General features: G+C 36.4%; 15 protein-coding genes. 2 read left to right on the top strand and 13 right to left on the bottom strand.

The genetic code is table 11. The features are described from left to right. Positions 1-227: 227 nt before the first annotated feature. From RBU59_RS20410 to RBU59_RS20370, 9 genes are all read right to left on the bottom strand, one after another. Positions 228-1,346 (bottom strand): GntR family transcriptional regulator, encoded by a 1,119-nt coding sequence (locus RBU59_RS20410; RefSeq protein WP_308144322.1) that lies wholly within the window; start codon positions 1,344-1,346, stop codon positions 228-230. A 419-nt stretch (positions 1,347-1,765) separates the two neighbouring features. After that, positions 1,766-2,104, bottom strand: coding sequence for a P-II family nitrogen regulator (locus RBU59_RS20405; RefSeq protein WP_308144321.1), 339 nt, complete (start codon positions 2,102-2,104; stop codon positions 1,766-1,768). A 128-nt stretch (positions 2,105-2,232) separates the two neighbouring features. Further along, positions 2,233-3,804 carry an ammonium transporter gene (locus tag RBU59_RS20400; protein ID WP_308144320.1) on the bottom strand — a complete coding sequence of 524 codons (1,572 nt, stop codon included), beginning with the start codon at positions 3,802-3,804 and terminating at the stop codon, positions 2,233-2,235. 28 nt (positions 3,805-3,832) lie between these two features. Beyond that, complete coding sequence (locus tag RBU59_RS20395) at positions 3,833-4,150, bottom strand: hypothetical protein (RefSeq protein WP_308144319.1); 318 nt, start codon at positions 4,148-4,150, stop codon at positions 3,833-3,835. A 353-nt stretch (positions 4,151-4,503) separates the two neighbouring features. Then, positions 4,504-5,832, bottom strand: coding sequence for a glycoside hydrolase family 30 protein (locus tag RBU59_RS20390; protein ID WP_308144318.1), 1,329 nt, complete (start codon positions 5,830-5,832; stop codon positions 4,504-4,506). Positions 5,833-6,049: 217 nt separating this feature from the next. Continuing rightward, positions 6,050-9,262 (bottom strand): cellobiose phosphorylase, encoded by a 3,213-nt coding sequence (locus RBU59_RS20385; RefSeq protein WP_308144317.1) that lies wholly within the window; start codon positions 9,260-9,262, stop codon positions 6,050-6,052. Between the two features lie 49 nt (positions 9,263-9,311). After that, positions 9,312-10,310: a LacI family DNA-binding transcriptional regulator gene (locus RBU59_RS20380; RefSeq protein WP_308144316.1), complete on the bottom strand. Its 999-nt coding sequence runs from the start codon at positions 10,308-10,310 to the stop codon at positions 9,312-9,314. A gap of 398 nt (positions 10,311-10,708) precedes the next feature. Next, positions 10,709-12,157, bottom strand: coding sequence for an amidase family protein (locus RBU59_RS20375; RefSeq protein WP_308144315.1), 1,449 nt, complete (start codon positions 12,155-12,157; stop codon positions 10,709-10,711). A 195-nt stretch (positions 12,158-12,352) separates the two neighbouring features. Next, positions 12,353-13,576, bottom strand: coding sequence for an FprA family A-type flavoprotein (locus RBU59_RS20370; protein ID WP_308144314.1), 1,224 nt, complete (start codon positions 13,574-13,576; stop codon positions 12,353-12,355). A gap of 223 nt (positions 13,577-13,799) precedes the next feature. Here RBU59_RS20370 and RBU59_RS20365 point away from each other — a divergent pair, with 223 nt between their 5' ends. Then, positions 13,800-14,060 (top strand): thioredoxin family protein, encoded by a 261-nt coding sequence (locus RBU59_RS20365; protein ID WP_308144313.1) that lies wholly within the window; start codon positions 13,800-13,802, stop codon positions 14,058-14,060. A gap of 72 nt (positions 14,061-14,132) precedes the next feature. Continuing rightward, positions 14,133-14,441 (top strand): thioredoxin, encoded by a 309-nt coding sequence (gene trxA, locus RBU59_RS20360; protein WP_308144312.1) that lies wholly within the window; start codon positions 14,133-14,135, stop codon positions 14,439-14,441. Between the two features lie 98 nt (positions 14,442-14,539). Here trxA and RBU59_RS20355 read toward each other — a convergent pair whose 3' ends face one another. The 4 genes from RBU59_RS20355 to RBU59_RS20340 all read right to left on the bottom strand — a co-directional run bounded on the left by RBU59_RS20355 (position 14,540) and on the right by RBU59_RS20340 (position 16,843). Continuing rightward, positions 14,540-15,217 carry a Crp/Fnr family transcriptional regulator gene (locus RBU59_RS20355; protein WP_308144311.1) on the bottom strand — a complete coding sequence of 226 codons (678 nt, stop codon included), beginning with the start codon at positions 15,215-15,217 and terminating at the stop codon, positions 14,540-14,542. A 175-nt stretch (positions 15,218-15,392) separates the two neighbouring features. Further along, positions 15,393-15,932, bottom strand: coding sequence for a rubrerythrin (rbr, locus tag RBU59_RS20350; protein WP_308144310.1), 540 nt, complete (start codon positions 15,930-15,932; stop codon positions 15,393-15,395). A gap of 74 nt (positions 15,933-16,006) precedes the next feature. Then, the gene (rd, locus tag RBU59_RS20345; protein WP_308144309.1) at positions 16,007-16,162 is read right to left on the bottom strand and encodes a rubredoxin; all 156 of its coding nucleotides are present in this window, start codon (positions 16,160-16,162) and stop codon (positions 16,007-16,009) included. Positions 16,163-16,357: 195 nt separating this feature from the next. Further along, a complete protein-coding gene (locus RBU59_RS20340; RefSeq protein WP_308144308.1) occupies positions 16,358-16,843 on the bottom strand; it encodes a methylglyoxal synthase in 486 nt (161 codons plus the stop codon). Between the last annotated feature and the right edge of the window lie 55 nt (positions 16,844-16,898).

The following is a 16,898-nucleotide window of genomic DNA, read 5'->3' as shown; positions in this document are numbered from 1 at the left end:
GCATATTTCGAACAAACAAAGTGCTAGCAGGATGACACTTTCGTGTCCCAGCTGGCCCTGCAGCAATATATTTCCTTTCTGCGAGGGGTGATCCTGTCGGTCGGGCTTTTTATTCCGTAGGGAAGTTTGAAGATTTTCATCTTAAATAAAATAAAAAAACCCTTATTTTAGTGATCTATAACTAAAATAAGGGTTTTTACAATATGCTTTAATAATATTTAAATGAATTACAACACTTTTCTTTCTATAATTTCATAAGGAATTAATCTGGTTTCTGCTCCTGATTTTCCATTCATCTTTTCTACAATTAATTCTACACTGTTTGTTCCTATTTTGTATTCTCCCTGCTTAACTCTCGTGAACACCGGCTGTGGATCATAACTCTCATCGATACCGTCAAAAAAGACAACCGTCTTATGTTTATCCTGTCCCAGAATTTTAAGAGCCTTATAAACCATTATTCCTATGGTATATTCCACCGCAAAAAATGCAGTAATATCAGGGTTTTTGACAATATAATCTTTAATCTGGTCCAAATCCAGATATTCATTTGCTGCTCTGTCATCGGCAGATGTAGGTAACATGGATCTTAAATTAGTTATCCACATAGTTTCATTTGTTACAATATTATGTTCCAGATGACTATCGACAAATCCGTTTTTACGTTCCAGAATTGTAGGTGTCTGTAAAGAGGCATGGGTAACAAAACTGATGTTAATGTGCCCATGGTCAAAAAGCCATCCTGTCAGTTCCTTTGCAGCTTTATAATTATCGGTACCGACAAACGGTATAGGAATCCCCTTTAATTTTCTGTCTATGAGTACAATCGGAAAGTTTTCAACGGTTAATTTCAAAACCTCTTCATTATATGTCTCATCATGAACACACATAATGATAATTCCGGATACTCCTATACCTAAAAGTTCTTCGATTGCTTCCGTTTCATACTTTTTATTTCCATAGGTGCATTTCAGGATAAAATTAAGCTTGTGCCGCTTACACTCCCGTTCAATGCCTAACAGTAGCTGGTAACCGTAGCTTGCCCCAAATGCGTCCATAATCACTCCTATTGTCTTGGACTGGGTCTTAAGGCCGCTCCCCATAGTATATCCAAGTTGAACTTCATTGGTATCTTCCGATACATATGAGCCTTTACCAGGCATCCTTACAATCCTGTTCTGATCCGCTAACATTTCCAACGCTTTCTTACTGGTGATCCTGCTTACATTATATTGATCGGACAACTCTTTTTCAGAGGGCAGCCTGCTTCCCGGCGGATACTTCTTTGTTTTGATTCCCTCCACTATATCATTGTAGATTTTCTCATATAAGGACTCTTTCTTCATCTTTTATCATCCCCTCAAACCCATAGGTATTTTCCAACCGGTCCATTTGTATATTTCAGATCATTATCTTCTCTTGTACCAAACAAGTCCAGTCTTTATCTTTATAATAATATATAATATATATCATTTAATGATATGTCAACTGGATATGATACTTGCACTTCCATAATTTCATAATAACACTTACTCTGGTGCCGGTCCGCCGTCACTTCAGTGAAAATCTTTTTTGAGCGCAATATACAATGTGCATCATACCAGTCGGTTTTTATTACACAGGGAATTTTGAAATCTTCTCCATGTAATAAAAATGCAGGAATCACATCATCACATTCCTGCATTTTTCATATAAGACTTATCTATTGTATTTTCCACACCTGGTTTAGATAATAAATTTGCATTCATTTGTACTTTATCAATACTTATAATGCTTCTTTACCACGTTCACCGGTACGGATTCTTACTACATCATCCACATCGTAGATAAAAATTTTACCGTCACCGTAATTGCCAGTATTAATCTGTTTAACCACTTCATCTACAATTACTTTTGCTACTTCTGTAGGAACAACTGTCTCAACTTTTACTTTAGGCAGCAGATTAACTGTAGTCTCAGTACCTCTGTAAATTGTCGTATACCCCTTTTGATTACCATACCCCATAATATTTGAAATCATTAAACCATTCGCTTTATTATCATTGAGGATTTTCTTCAGATCCTCCAACCTTTCGGGCTTAATAATAATTTCCAGCTTTTTCATTCAATTACCTCCTTTTTGCACACCGGCCGCAACGTTCATAATCGTGAAAAGGATATAGCTAAATAACGTAATATCCTCGTCATTTATATTATTATTATAATCTTGATTTATTTTGTTGTCAATTTATTCTATCTGGTTTTAAATCTCGCTAACTGTTTAATTTCAGCATTATCAGCTGAATCAAAATCTAATTCTGACTTAAGCATCTGTACATCAGGATAAGCTGCAACACCCATTTCGGGAATGTCAAGACCTGCAAGTTCATCTTCAGGAGATACTCTCATTCCCCAAACTTTGTCAAGAGCCCTAAAGAAGATATAGGATACTCCAAAGCCCCATACAAACAGTACTATTACCGCAATTAACTGTGCAGCGAATTGGGAAGCATCACCATAAAACAAGCCTGTGACGCCGCCTGTAACACCGTTTAAACCATCGCCATAAGAACCATCGGCAAATAATCCTAAGGAGAGTATTCCCCATAAACCATTTACACAGTGAACCGAAATTGCACCAACCGGATCATCCAGCCTTAATTTATTTTCAACAAAAGCAACTGAAACGCAAACTAACAGACCTGCTATCAAACCGATTATAAATGCAGATGCGGCATTTACAAATGCACAGGGTGCAGTGATTGCAACCAGTCCGGCAAGTGCTCCGTTGGCCGTCATGGATGGATCTGGTTTTCCGTATTTAATCCACATAAAAAACATAGCCGCTAAACCACCGATTGCACCGGCTACCATAGTATTAGTTGCAACAACGGACAGCCTGAAATCAGAAGAATTTAAAGTGGAGCCGGCATTAAAGGAGAACCAGCAGAAGAATAATATAATGGTACCAATAATTGCCATGGGAATATCATGGCCTGGGAAAGCCCTGGTCGTTCCGTCTTTTTTAAATTTTCCGATTCTGGGTCCGATAACTATAGCACCGGCTAAAGCTAACATACCACCCATGGAATGAACAACCGCAGATCCTGCAAAATCAACTACGCCATGACCTAAACCAAAATTTTTACCAAGTGTTGAAAGCCATCCTCCGCCCCATACCCAGTTTCCGAATAAAGGATATAAAAACATGGATATAAAGAACGAGGTAATAACGACTGCTGAGTATTTTACCCTTTCTGCAACTGCTCCGGTTGGAATTGTTACAGTTGTGTCCATAAACACCATCTGGAAGAAAAATAGTGCATAGATTCCGGGATCGTAGATACCATCACCGGATAATAAAAATCCCTTGTAACCTAAAATACCTCCAAGTCCGGGTATGGATAACATGGAATTAAGTGCCCCTCCACCGGTTCCAAGTCCTGCCGCACCCCCGGAACCACCGAATTGGAATGCAAATCCGCAGAGGAAATAACCGATTGCACCAACTAAAAATACCATGAAATTCATTGTCATAGTATGGGCTGCATTTTTGCCGCGGCAGAATCCTGTTTCGACCATTGCAAAACCACATTGAAAAAAGAATACCATAAAACCGGTTATCATGATCCATGTAAAGTTAGCACCATAATAAGCTTTGTTTGCAGTTGCAGCAACATCCGTAATCGTTTCCGATCCGGTTGGGACAACATAGGAAGCACCAGTTGGGTCAGCACTGCCTGGCGATGAAAAGGCCAAAGCTAAGGCAATTGCAGCTATACCTAATGCCAGTAGTAAACCAATAATTGTTCCAGATTTTTTCATAATAATTACCTCCTTTTATTTAAACAGATCATTTCATCTGTCTTATACCCTTTCTTTTTTCTTTTTCTTTTTTGAAATTTCCCCATGAAAACCCATAAGTACTTTTTGATAACTCTTCCTTTAATTTGTTTACAGATAAGTAATAACGAACACCCAGGTATAAAACCAACAATCCTAAAATCACTCCTGGTATCCGGGCATTTAAAACTCGGATGCTAATGTGATTAATCAAACTAAAGGCGCTAAAAAAAATACCAAGGAACATAATAATTAAAGTCGCAGTATAAAGAATTATAACTGATACGTTTTTTTGTCTTTCAATAACAATATGAGTTTGTTTTTTCATAAAGATAACCTCCTGAGAATAGAAATAAGAAAGAGTCTGGCGCGTCATGCGCATCCTGCCCGGTAGGGCTTTTTTATTACATAGGGAAGTTCGGAGAACTTTCCTATGTAATAAAAAAAGAGTCTAAGCCAGTTTCAGCTTAAACTCCATTGTTAAATGATTCCCTTATTTTGTTATAAGTTCCATAAGCATGTGTACATTCTTATCTTGGTTTTTACGTAAAAAAGAAGTCAAAACAAACATGTTTTGACTTCTTTGCCCATTAACAATTGCTAATATAAGGAAAATATATCACACTTCTTTATATATTGCAACTATATTTTTAAAATTTTTATAAATTTTATTAAAATAATCTAACTAATCAAAACAGTTGCGATTGATTGACCAGGAATAGTAATATCTGCTGTCCTACTATCTATACGTATGGATACGGGCAGTTCTCTGTCCGTCCTGTTTAAAGCAACCATAACTATGGAACCATCGGGGTTCTTAAGTGCAGTCATCTCCAACCGATCGGTATATTTTGTAAATGCAATACGTTTTGCATCTTTTTCTATGTACCTGCTGAAATGTCCAATATAATCAAAGGAAAGTTTTTCCTCATAGGTGTCATTCTCGGTATCAATCATAATAGGCGCATCACAAAAATTATTAACGTGATTCGGCCCTCCTTTTTCATCCAGAAAGATATTCCAATCCAGAAATCCTGTCATACCTGCATTCAGATTGCCAATGATATCATGGGCATACATCTGTGCATTCTGGAGTTGGCTTGCGCTAAACCTGCTATACTCTACGCACCCTTCCGTAAACAGGAGTTCTTTACCAGGATAAGCATCCCTCGTAATACCAATTGCTTCAAAATGATCACCTGTATACCAGTGAAATGCAATTCCATCCACCATCTTATCCGTCTCTGCATCAATAGTAGCTTTGGCACGTTCGTATAATCTTTCTTTATTGTGATCCCATATATTTACTTTAACATGAGACAGATTATTTTTAACCAAAGCAGGATACAAGTAATCTCTTAAAAAAACTTTCTCTTCCTCCCCTGTAAAAATACAGGAATCCCAGCTTTGTACAGCTTCCGGTTCGTTTTGTACCGTTATTCTATTTACAGAAAAACCTTTATTCTCATATTCTTTAATATAACGGCATATGTATTCTGCCCAGAATCCCATAAATTCTGCTTTTAATTTCCCGCCATGATTTCTATCTTCATTGGTTTTCATAAATGCTGGAGGGGACCAGGGTGTTAACATCAAATCAAAAGGTTCCCCCTTTTTTTCCTGACCGGCACTTAGTAAAGGAAGAATGTATTTTTCATCTCTGGCAAGAGTAAAGGATTTCATTTCCACATCTTCGGGGTCAGACATCGCTTCATAATTATTCAAAGAAAAATCACAGCTGTCTATATGGGTACGTATCATATTATACCGATTTCCGTCTTTCCCGAAATATTTATCTATAACCTTTTCCTGATTTGCTTTGCTTAATTTAGAATATGCATAACCGGCCGCCTCCGTAATTGCTCCGCCAAAACCATGAAATGTCTGGTATTCTATCCCAGGATAAATATTTACCACATTCATGGCAGCTCCCTTATCTTCAATTAATTCCATATCCTTGTATACGGTATTTTTAATCTTATTTTCATAACTGGTAACTATTAATTTCATAATAGGCTCCTTATAATTGTTAATTTAGAATTCGAGTAACCAATCCAATTATTGCACAATTTTTTTATTGATTTAGATGTGTAAATTGGCAAATGTAAATTATTCGTGTGGCTTTTGATATTCTAATCTAATTCAGTTAATAACGAAACAGAATTATTATATATATATATTCTGCGGATAATACAATTTCATAGTGTTTGTAATTGCATGAAATTCATCAGATCATAGTTACCCTAACTGACTCGATTTCACCGTTTCGGATTCTTTTCGTTATTTCTCCTTTTAAAACATTTCCTGAGATGATTTCTTTGCCGCCGTTTACTTCTATATTTACAATCTTGGCACCCTCTGCACCGTAAGTAGATTTACGCTCTTTATTATAATAAGTCACAGTACAGTGAGCTAACAGTTTAAAAGAAACCACACCCATTTCATCAAAGAACCACCCCGGCAGCTTGGGATCAAAAGTCAGCTGTAATTCGCCGTCTTCACAGGTAAATAATTTACTGCCTATAAACATATGAATCCACATGGTTAGTAATTCCGTGGTGGAGCCGCTTAAACGTGCAACATAACCTCTTCCCTGTACCTGACTGTCCGGATTCTCACCAGAAGCCAGGAACGAGGAATTCTCTAAGATACTTCTTCCGTATACTTCCGGTGATAAAAATGCAATCATGGTGTGTTTTATCTCTTCATAATACCTTTCATATAAACCGGCCTTTAACATAGCCAGAAGATATTTATATTCCATATGCAGAAAAATGCTTTCCCTTTCAAGCCATCCCGGAGTAAATGCTCTGATTCTTCCGTTCTCCATGGAAATATGTTCGATTGGAACAGAGGTTTTATACATTTGCAGTTTTTTATCATAAAGGTCACTATTTTTAATATTTGTACATAATAAATCCGCAGCTTCTCTGTCTAATGTACCAAGCATTCTGGCCGGTCCCTCTAAAAAAGCAGGTAAAGGGACTAATTCAAATGCTTTCACCTCTGCTTTTTGTAGTCCGTAATGGCTTATATCCGGTTGTCCCTCCCTGGTTAAAACGGGAGTAAACTGGCTAACACGATAGGTAAAATAGGTCGGAACTATTCCACTGCCATACTGTTCTGCTTTTCTGATTCCAGCTTCCACTTTTTCCGCAAAATCCTTAAATACAGCAAGCAGCTCACCAGTATTCATCTCCTGCTGCTTTCCGCTTAGGTAAAACCGGGTGTTTTCCCTATACCGCTCCCTTAAGGCACTTACTGCATCCCAATAATCAAAATCATCCCATTTCTCCACCTTACATCTGTTCAGAGTTTTACATACTTCAACAAGAAAAACGCTTATTTCAACAGGCATTGACAGGTTAGGTTTCAGTATAACCGTATCACAGATAAATGCGATTAACCTTTTTAGTTCAAAGGTCTCCGGCATACCGCTTCCAAATAAACCGGGAAGTCCGTTCATAGCATCATTCCAGCCCGGTTTACCGGCTTCCATCTCAATACCCATACCATAAGGGTCCAGGGTGGCGAATTTATTCAAAGCCAGGGAAATCAGTTTTACCATCAGTGTGGTTTTAACAATTGGGGCCGAGGCATAATCAAAATCTTTCCCATCTTCCGGTTTGATTTTCAGCCAATTCGTTCCTTTTTTGTTAAAATCCTTGCGGCCGTTTTTCACCTCATCTTCTTCAACAGCGCCATACTGCCGAACTTCTTTTTTATGTATCACATATTTTTCACTTCTTGGAAGCACCCTGGCTATACTGTCAAAAAAGCGGTAACTGTTGTCTTCAAATAAAAGTTCTGTTATTTTATCCGGGAATATCGTCAGGTAATTTTCAATAAGATCCAGATTATAATCCCAATGGTCACTCCAATATCCCTCATTAAAACCTGCTTCGGTATTCTGATTACAGAATCTCAGGATATTGGCAAGAAAGCTATCTTCATCTCCTTTAACGGTTATATGGCTGCGGGCGATGGAATTAGCTATTTCACCGGGAGTAAAAGACTTCTCCAGTATTTTATAGAGTTTATCCGTATTGTGAGTCGTATTTTTTTCTATATAATCATGAACTTCTTTTTTGAACTCATCCTTAACACAAAAGGTAGCAGGCCGTACCTCCAGGGGATTATAACCGTCAATCTGAATTAATTGAAAAAAAGTCTTTATGTTGTAATCACCTACGTCTTTATTAAAAAACACGTCATTTCTTCTATTCTGGCTTACGTCACGGAAGTTTCCGTTCCCCTGTGAATAATATTCTCCTGCAATGGAGAAGAAATTATAATCTCTTTCCGGATCCCCGTGTTTACGGCTGAATAGATGTACAACCGCTTTATTATCCTCTTTATTAAAAACATAAGGATAACCGCCCCTTAAGAAATTATCCAGATAACACTGCTCAACGTATTGATCAAACAGTGGGTTAGCCGTGTGCGTTTTAACATCGCCGGTAAGAAGCTCCACTGCTTCTTCTGCCTGTTTTTCTTTTTGTGTAAAATAACCATCCAAACAGAACTCTTCACGTTTTTCATTAATCTGTTCTATTGAACCGGCATACCCAACAACAGTATTAAATTCATACCGTTTACCGGGTTCTAAAGTAAACTCTGCCGCAGTAAATCCACATGGAACCTTATTAGCATAACATTGATTTTTCCCTAACACAGAATGTAATCCGTTTTCTAAGAATCCGATGGGATTTACTAGTGAGGTATCATAATCAAATATAACCTGTGCATCATAGATAACAGGAAGCACTTTACCCTCCCTGACTGTTAAGTAGTAATATCCTCCCTCTACATCAGAAACCTCTGCGGAATCATCACTGGAAGCACGGAGCGTATAGTATGGAATGTTATTCTCGGTATTTTTAATCTCCGACCAGCTTTTTAGTAAATTGGACATTTCTTTATATTCATTATTTTTGATTCCATAAGGAATAATTTTGGGCATTCCATCCAACAGGTGAAGCTCTTTCCCCTCGGTACCTGTGTTTTCAATACGGACATTTCTGACCAGTCCGCCTATACTGTCATTTGGGATGACATAATAGGTTACTGTTGTTTTTATACCGTATCGGGAATTCAACTCCTCTATGGTAAAACTGTTTTTCTTAATATAAAGATTTCGGACAACCTCCTTACTAAAACTGAAAAATGGCTCAAAAAATTCACCATTACATTGAACAAAAGTACGGAAGCCCTTAATCGGAGTATTTTCATATGCCGTATTAGCCGGATTGAATTCCATAATTGCGTTATTCTTATTGTGTATACCAAAACTATTAATTCCCTGTCCACGGTTCGTGTAATAAACCCAGAGAGGAATTCCTTTTATTCCTGCCAGTCCGGGAAGAAAACTGGAAAATGGCGGTAATTTATCATAATCCTTAATTACATATGTATTACCCTCTAAATAATACTGTCCCATATTAACCTCATTTCTATAATAATATATATTATTTATAAATTTAATTACCCTAAATGCAGAGTTTGCAGGAATCTCTGGTCACCAGACCGGGGGATAACCGGTATATTTTCCCCTCTGCCGGTTGGTCATACTGTAAAAGTCTTAATAATTCTGTGGCACTGACATTACCAAGTTCGGTAACCGGGCTATGGATTGTCGTAAGCGGCGGATTATAATAAGGTGCAAGTGTATTATCATCAAATCCCATTATACTGACCTGATCCGGAACTTTGATTCCTGCTTCGTTTAATGCACGGATACAGCCCCAAGCCATTTCATCATTCGCACAAAAAAAGGCATCCGGTAATTGAATTCCTTTTAGAAGCAATACCCTCATCTCACTGTAAGCTACCGCTTCTTCAAAGTATCCTCTTAAAATTATGGATTGGTCTATAGGAAGCGAATATTTCTCCAGCACTCCAACATAAGCCCGAAACCTGGCTTCATCATCGTAATTCTCGATACCATGTATATAACCGATTCGTCTATGACCCTGTTTTATCAGGTATTCAACAGCTAATGCGGCACCCTCTGAATTATTAATAATTACACTGGAGATATGATCTCCTGAAAATTCACGGTCAATAAATACAACCGGCATCTTCTTTTCAGTGATTCTATCAATATACTCATTTGTCAGTCGTTCATTTAAAATAATGGCTCCCTCAACACCGGAAGATAAAATCATACCATAGATTTCCTCACTGGTATTTTCATTACTCACATAGATATTTAATAAATATCCCCTCATTTTGCACTGAAGATGAATTGCCTGCATCAGCATTTTATAAAAATCGCCTTGGATACTGGGTAAGAATAAACCAATCGTATTCTTTTTACATGATTTTAAAAATTTCGCATTCATATTAGGTACATATTTCAGTTCTTCCACTGCATTAAGGACTTTCTCCCGGGTTTCTTCACTTACCACCTCCACATTATTTAATACGTTAGATACGGTTGATATAGCCACTCCGGACTTTTTAGCCACATCCTTAATTGTTACCATTTTGTACACTCCATTCTTCTATACTGTCTGCCTATGGCTGCTTAAGTTGGATTATATAACGAAAAATGTTAAATTACAATACATAAAAACATTTTTATTAGATAATTTAAGTATAATGAATCATAATATTTGTTAGTATTTTATATTTATATCATATGATTCTTATTATTTTTATACAATAAATACAACTTAATAAATAAAGTTATTACATTCATTCTATTTAGAATTCTGATTTTTTGTATATCATCCTTTTTAATATATAAAAACGTTTTTATTGGAAATAAAAATATAATTATAGTATATATTTTTATTATTTTTTAATTTTTCATCATCATTTTACCGGTTTTTATTAAAATATATCCTTATCATTAATAGTTTGATTCATAAAAGTCAATTATTTATAAATCGGGCGGAATTCTTTTATTAGCATGCTGCTCAAAAGAATACGCCAGTTTTATAAGTTTTGGCTCACTGAATGCTTCCGCATTAAATGTAATCCCCATACTGCTTCCGTCTTTTAAGGTTCCTGCTGGAACCGTAATCATTGGGTAACCTGCCTTGTTTACCATAGGGGTCGCTTTATCACCAGGGAACAAAAGCGCATCCAGGTTATGCTCTTTAAGTGCCGCATCAATTTTTTCTTTACTTTGATGTAGTTCCTTTAACCGCAGGGAGACATACTTTTCTTCTGTTAAGGTACCTGTCGTCTTCTCTACGGTTTCAAAATAAGCCTGACCATATTTCAACATAATATCTTCATGGGTTTTATTAAAGCTTATCAAATCAGACAAAGAATGTACCGGAATATGACTGTCTAAATTTGATAAATAAAAATTAATACTGTTTTTAAACTCATATAATTCAGCAGTTTTTGAACTAAGCTCTTTACTTTGTGGAATAGATATGTTATCTACAACTTCCGCACCAAGCTGCTTTATAATTTTAACAGCACTCTCCACAATTGTAATTTCTTCTTCCGATAAATCATCAAAAAAATAATCCCGGGGTATACCAATTCGAATCCCTTTCATACTATCCTTATCCAGGAACCGGGTATAATCACTATATCCGTTTGACTGGCTTAAGATGGTGATGGGATCTTCCTCATCAAAACCAACAATAGCTCCCAAAATAATTGCGGCATCTTCTACGGTCCTGGTCATTGGACCCGCGGTATCCTGCATATAAGAAACAGGTATAATTCCTCTGCGGCTTACAAGTCCGATTGTAGGTTTTATACCGACGATACCCAATATACTGGCAGGATCAATAATGGAACCGGAAGTTTCTGTCCCTATAGAAGCGCAGCACAAATTACTGGTGACTGATACCCCTGAACCGGCACTTGAGCCACCTGGACTTAATGAATTTATTCCGTAGGGATTTAATACCTGTCCTCCTCTTGAACTGTATCCGGCAGGCATATGATCAGACATATAATTAGCCCATTCTGTCATATTAGCCTTGCCTAATATAACAGCCCCTGCCTGCCGTAATTTTTCAACAAGAAATGCGTCCCGCCTGGCATAGGAATCTTTTAAGGCATAAGATCCTGCACTGGTATGCATCTTATCCGCTGTATTAATATTGTCCTTAACCAAAATGGGTATACCATGAAGATTACTTCGGATTCCCTTATTTTTTCTTTCATAGTCTAATGCTTTTGCTATATGGATAACATCTGCATTTAATTCCAGAACGGAATTTAACTTGATTCCTCCGTGGTCATATTTGGCTATTCTTTCTAAATACTGATAAACTAATTCCTCTGATTGTATAAGATTTTTTGAAAAGGCTTTTTGTATTCCTAATATGGTGGCTTCTTGAATATGAAATTTACTGTCCAAAGTTATATCCCTTTCTTATTTATTTAAAAAGTATATAGAAAGTATGTCTAATTTTTATAAATATATAAGTCTTTTAAATTGTTTGTATAAACAAAAAAACCCTTCACCTAATATAATGTTAAATAAATATAACTTTATATTAGGCAAAGAGTTATCATGTATATAATTAAATTATAAATATTAAAATAAAAATAATTAACCGCGGACAGCAGCTTTCACTTCTTCTACCAGTTTTTTAACCTGCTCACCGATACGGTCTAAATCTTCTGTCCTTGGATTACCCATAAACTCTACAGGCTCTATGAATTCCCAGCCCATGTTAAGTCTTGTCATTATTTCATCCAGTTCTTTCTGTGCACCGCCGGACCATCCATAGGAACCGAAACGAAACGCTTTCCGTCCGTTCACTTTTTTCTTGCCTAATTCTTCTAAAACTGAAGCCATGGGAGGATACATTTTAAATTCATAAGTCGGCATTGCTAAAATAATACCCGTTGAGGTCCATGCAGAAGCAAGTACGGTACCCCAGGAATCGTTTGGTACCTGATGCACATGCACAAGAATATCTTCCTTTTGAAGCTGATCTATTACATAGTTAACGGCATTTTCAGTCATTCCATACATGGATCCCCAGATCAGGGTTATCTCCTCTCTGGCAGGTCCTTTTTGATAATCTGCATAGTTTGAATAAGCATCCATGATTTCATTTGGATTTCTATAAATAAGTCCGTGTCCGGGGGCAATCATTTTAACAGGCAAAGTCTGACATTTGGTTACTGCTTTTTTAACCTGCATGGAGAAAAAAGCAATGACATTGGAATAATATCGCACTGTTTCATTTTCATACAAGGCAAGTTCTTCTTCTGTTAACATATCAGCATAAACGGAAGAGGTTACCTTACCAAAGGAACCAAATGCGTCACAGGAAAATAAAGTTCCTGTCAGGGTATCTAATTCAGCAATGGTATCCGGCCAATGTACATTTGGTATTTCAACGAAGTTTAATATATGTCCGTTTCCTAAATCCAGCGTATCATTATCACCGACTACCGTAATATTTTCCGTTATACCGAAGAACGCATTTAATAAATCCTTTGCTTTTTTACTGCAGACGATTTTACAGTCCGGATTTATTTTCTTAAAAGCTTCAATCCATCCTGAGTGATCCGGTTCCATATGGTTAACGATAAGATATTCTATGGATTCCGGCGCTATATTTAACTGTTCAATTAAAGCAAACAGAGTATCCGGCACACCATCCCAACCGCAAACACCATCTACAATAGCAGTTTTTTCACCTTTGATAATATATGAATTCAGAGATACTCCGTTTGGGATTTCCCAGAAACCTTCAAACAATATATTTTCTACATTAATGGAAAGTTGATATATTCCATCCGCAATATTCGTTACCTGCATAGTAAAAACCTCCTTGTTATATTATTAACACCATTTTAGCTTTAATTAAATACTTAGTCAACAGTATTATAAAAAATGTTCTCCGCCACTTTGTATCTATAATTCTGATTTCGTTTTTTGGAATCAAATGAAAAATTAAGGAAAGTATAATAGACTATAACATATTTACAGGACAAAAAAAGAATGATATAGTAATTAAAAGACGAAAGAAGGGAAGCATTCTATGAAAACAATTATTATGTTTGAGACAAGCTGGTGCCCCTACTGCAAAAAAGCCCATAAAATCATGGATGAACTTATGAAAGAGAATCCTAGATTTAAAGATTTGAAGATTCAGATTATTGACGAGGAACTGGAGCCGGAAGTTGCCGATTCTTATGACTATTATTACGTTCCCACCTATTATTTGGAGTCAGAAAAAGTGCATGAGGGCGTACCCAATAAAAAAGTAATAGAAGAACTTTTTAACAGTGCAATATCTTAGTAACTAAATCACGGAAAATACCGTGAAATCATTCTATGATACAGTTATCAATAATACAAAGGAGATGACATTATGAGTATACTTACCATAACAAAAGATAATTTTGATTCAGAAGTAATTAATTCCGACAAACCGGTTTTGCTTGATTTCTGGGCTTCCTGGTGCGGACCCTGTAAAATGGTTTCTCCCATCGTGGATGAGATTGCAGATGAAGTTTCCGATATAAAAGTGGGTAAAGTGAATGTTGATGAAGAAGGAGAACTTGCTCAGAAATTTAGAATCATGTCCATACCGACTCTGTTGGTAATCAAAGACGGGAAAGTTCATAATACGGCTATCGGTGTACAACCTAAACAAAATATTTTAAATTTATTAAAATAATTTAACGATACCACATAAGGCAAAACGCGGATAAAAACTGCTCTATGGCAAATTTTATCCGCGTTTTATTTATCTGATTGGAAAGTTCAAATAGTTATTTATAAAATCAGTTGTTTTAACTTTTTCTTATCAATTACTTTTACTCCGCCTCTGGAAAGCTCCACTATTCCTTCCCGGGCAAAATATTTTAACATACGGGACACCACTTCTCTTGCACTTCCAATGTATTTTGCAATCTGTTCATGGGTAAGTTCTATTACATCGGTTTGGTTTCTGGTTATCTCGTCAAATAAAAAGATTGCCAGACGTTTATCAAAACTCATAAATAATATCTGTTCCATTGCCCACATTACCTCGGAAAAAGAATCAATTACAAGTTTATCCGTAAAATTTTCTGCATAAATATTCTGCCTGCACAGTTGCTGGTAATAGTAAGAATCAATAAGTAATACATCACTGTCAACTTCCGCATCCACATGGACATCAAATGTAATATTGTCCAATATACAGGAGGCCGACAGAACACAAATCTCATTATCTCTTAAACGGTAAAGCGTTACTTCTTTTCCTTCCTCCGATAAGATATAAATCCGCAGTTCACCTTTCTTAATTAATATTACACCGATACAGTCATTTTCACCGCTGTGAATACGGCTTCCTTTCTCATAATGCACCGGATTTATATTGTTTATGATAGAATTTTTCTGTCTTTCATTAAGTTTATCCCAAAAAGTTAACACCTGAGGTATATATTTCAAATCATCTCCTGACAGCATATCATCCCTCCTGACAAATGAGTATCATAATTTATTATATCATTATCTTAATTAATTACAACACATGATTCTTATATATCCTCTGAAGTTCTTAATCCGTTACTGTTCACTCCCCTGCAAAGGCAGCAGTTCCGTGAACAGTAACCTTGATCCAGCTGATGAATCAAGGTTAAACTTAATAATTTTTAGCCAAAACCCTGAAATAAGCCTGGGGATGGTCACAAACCGGACATTTCTCCGGAGCTTTTTTCCCTATATGGATATGACCGCAGTTACTGCACTGCCATACGGTATCTCCGTCTTTTGAAAATACCAGGTCTTCTTCCAGATTAGATAATAACTTGCGGTATCTTTCCTCATGCTCTTTTTCTATCTTAGCAACAGCTTCAAAAAGATACGCGATACGGTCAAACCCTTCTTCTCTTGCTTCTTTTGCGAAATTAGCATACATGTCAGTCCATTCATAATGTTCTCCGGCAGCTGCATCCAGTAAATTAGCCTGAGTATCCGGCATACCGTCATGAAGCAGTTTGAACCAGATTTTTGCATGTTCTTTTTCATTATTAGCAGTTTCTAAAAATAATTCAGAAATCTGTTCATACCCTTCTTTTTTTGCTTTGGACGCATAATAAGTATATTTATTCCTGGCTTCTGACTCTCCGGCAAATGCAGCCTTTAGATTTGCTTCTGTTTTAGTTCCTTTTATTTCACTCATACTATGTTCCTTTCTCACTTTTTTTCAAAAAGAGAGCTTGTACAAATGTACACGCTCTCTTACTATATGTATTGTTAGATTTCAGTAAAAGCATCTTTATCCAGACCGCAAACAGGGCAAGTCCAATCATCTGGCAGGTCTTCCCATGCTGTTCCTGGTTCAATTCCGTTTTCAGGATCTCCAACTTCGGGATCATATACATAACCACAAGGACATTCATATTTCTTCATACTAAAAAACCTCCATAATTTTAATTTCTTTATCTCATATGTTTGCTAAATATGTTGTAAAGATAAAGAAATTATAGCATAAAAGGCAGATTATAGCAACTGAATCAATTTGTAATAAGAAAATTTTATAAATTATTTATAATTAATTATCACTGTTTTACTGCGCCTTTGTTACTTGATTAACTGGCCTTAGTCTTACTCCGGCTGTGAAAATTTTTCAATTCTGGAAAGCATATTTTTATTGAAGTTTTCCACTTTCCTGTCATATTCTTCATCCATATATTTGGAGGTAATTAAAAAGTCAGCCGTAGCTTCATTATTTGCAATCGGTATATCATAAACAGCGGCAATACGAAGCAGCGCTTTTACGTCAGGATCATGAGGCTGTGATTCCAAAGGATCCCAGAAAAATATAACAAAATCAATATTTCCCTCAACAATTCTGGAACCGATCTGCTGGTCACCGCCTAATGGACCACTGTTATATCCTTTTACAGGAAGTCCGGTTTGATCGGAAATAAGACGTGCCGTAGTTCCGGTACCGCATAAAAAATGGTTCTTTAATATTTCTTTATTCTTTTCCGTCCACTGAACCAGTTCCTGTTTTTTCCCGTCATGGGCGATTAAAGCAATACTCTTTTTCTTTCCTATTTTAAAATAAATGAAATCGTCTAATAACATGCTGCCTCCTTTTATCCATACGTTTATGGATTGAAACTATTTTAATTTTACTTCC

This window comes from Anaerocolumna sp. MB42-C2 (assembly GCF_030913705.1).
GTDB lineage: Bacteria > Bacillota > Clostridia > Lachnospirales > Lachnospiraceae > Anaerocolumna.
The sequence above is the reverse complement of the archived record's forward strand: the minus strand, read 5'-3'. Positions and strand labels throughout refer to the sequence as shown.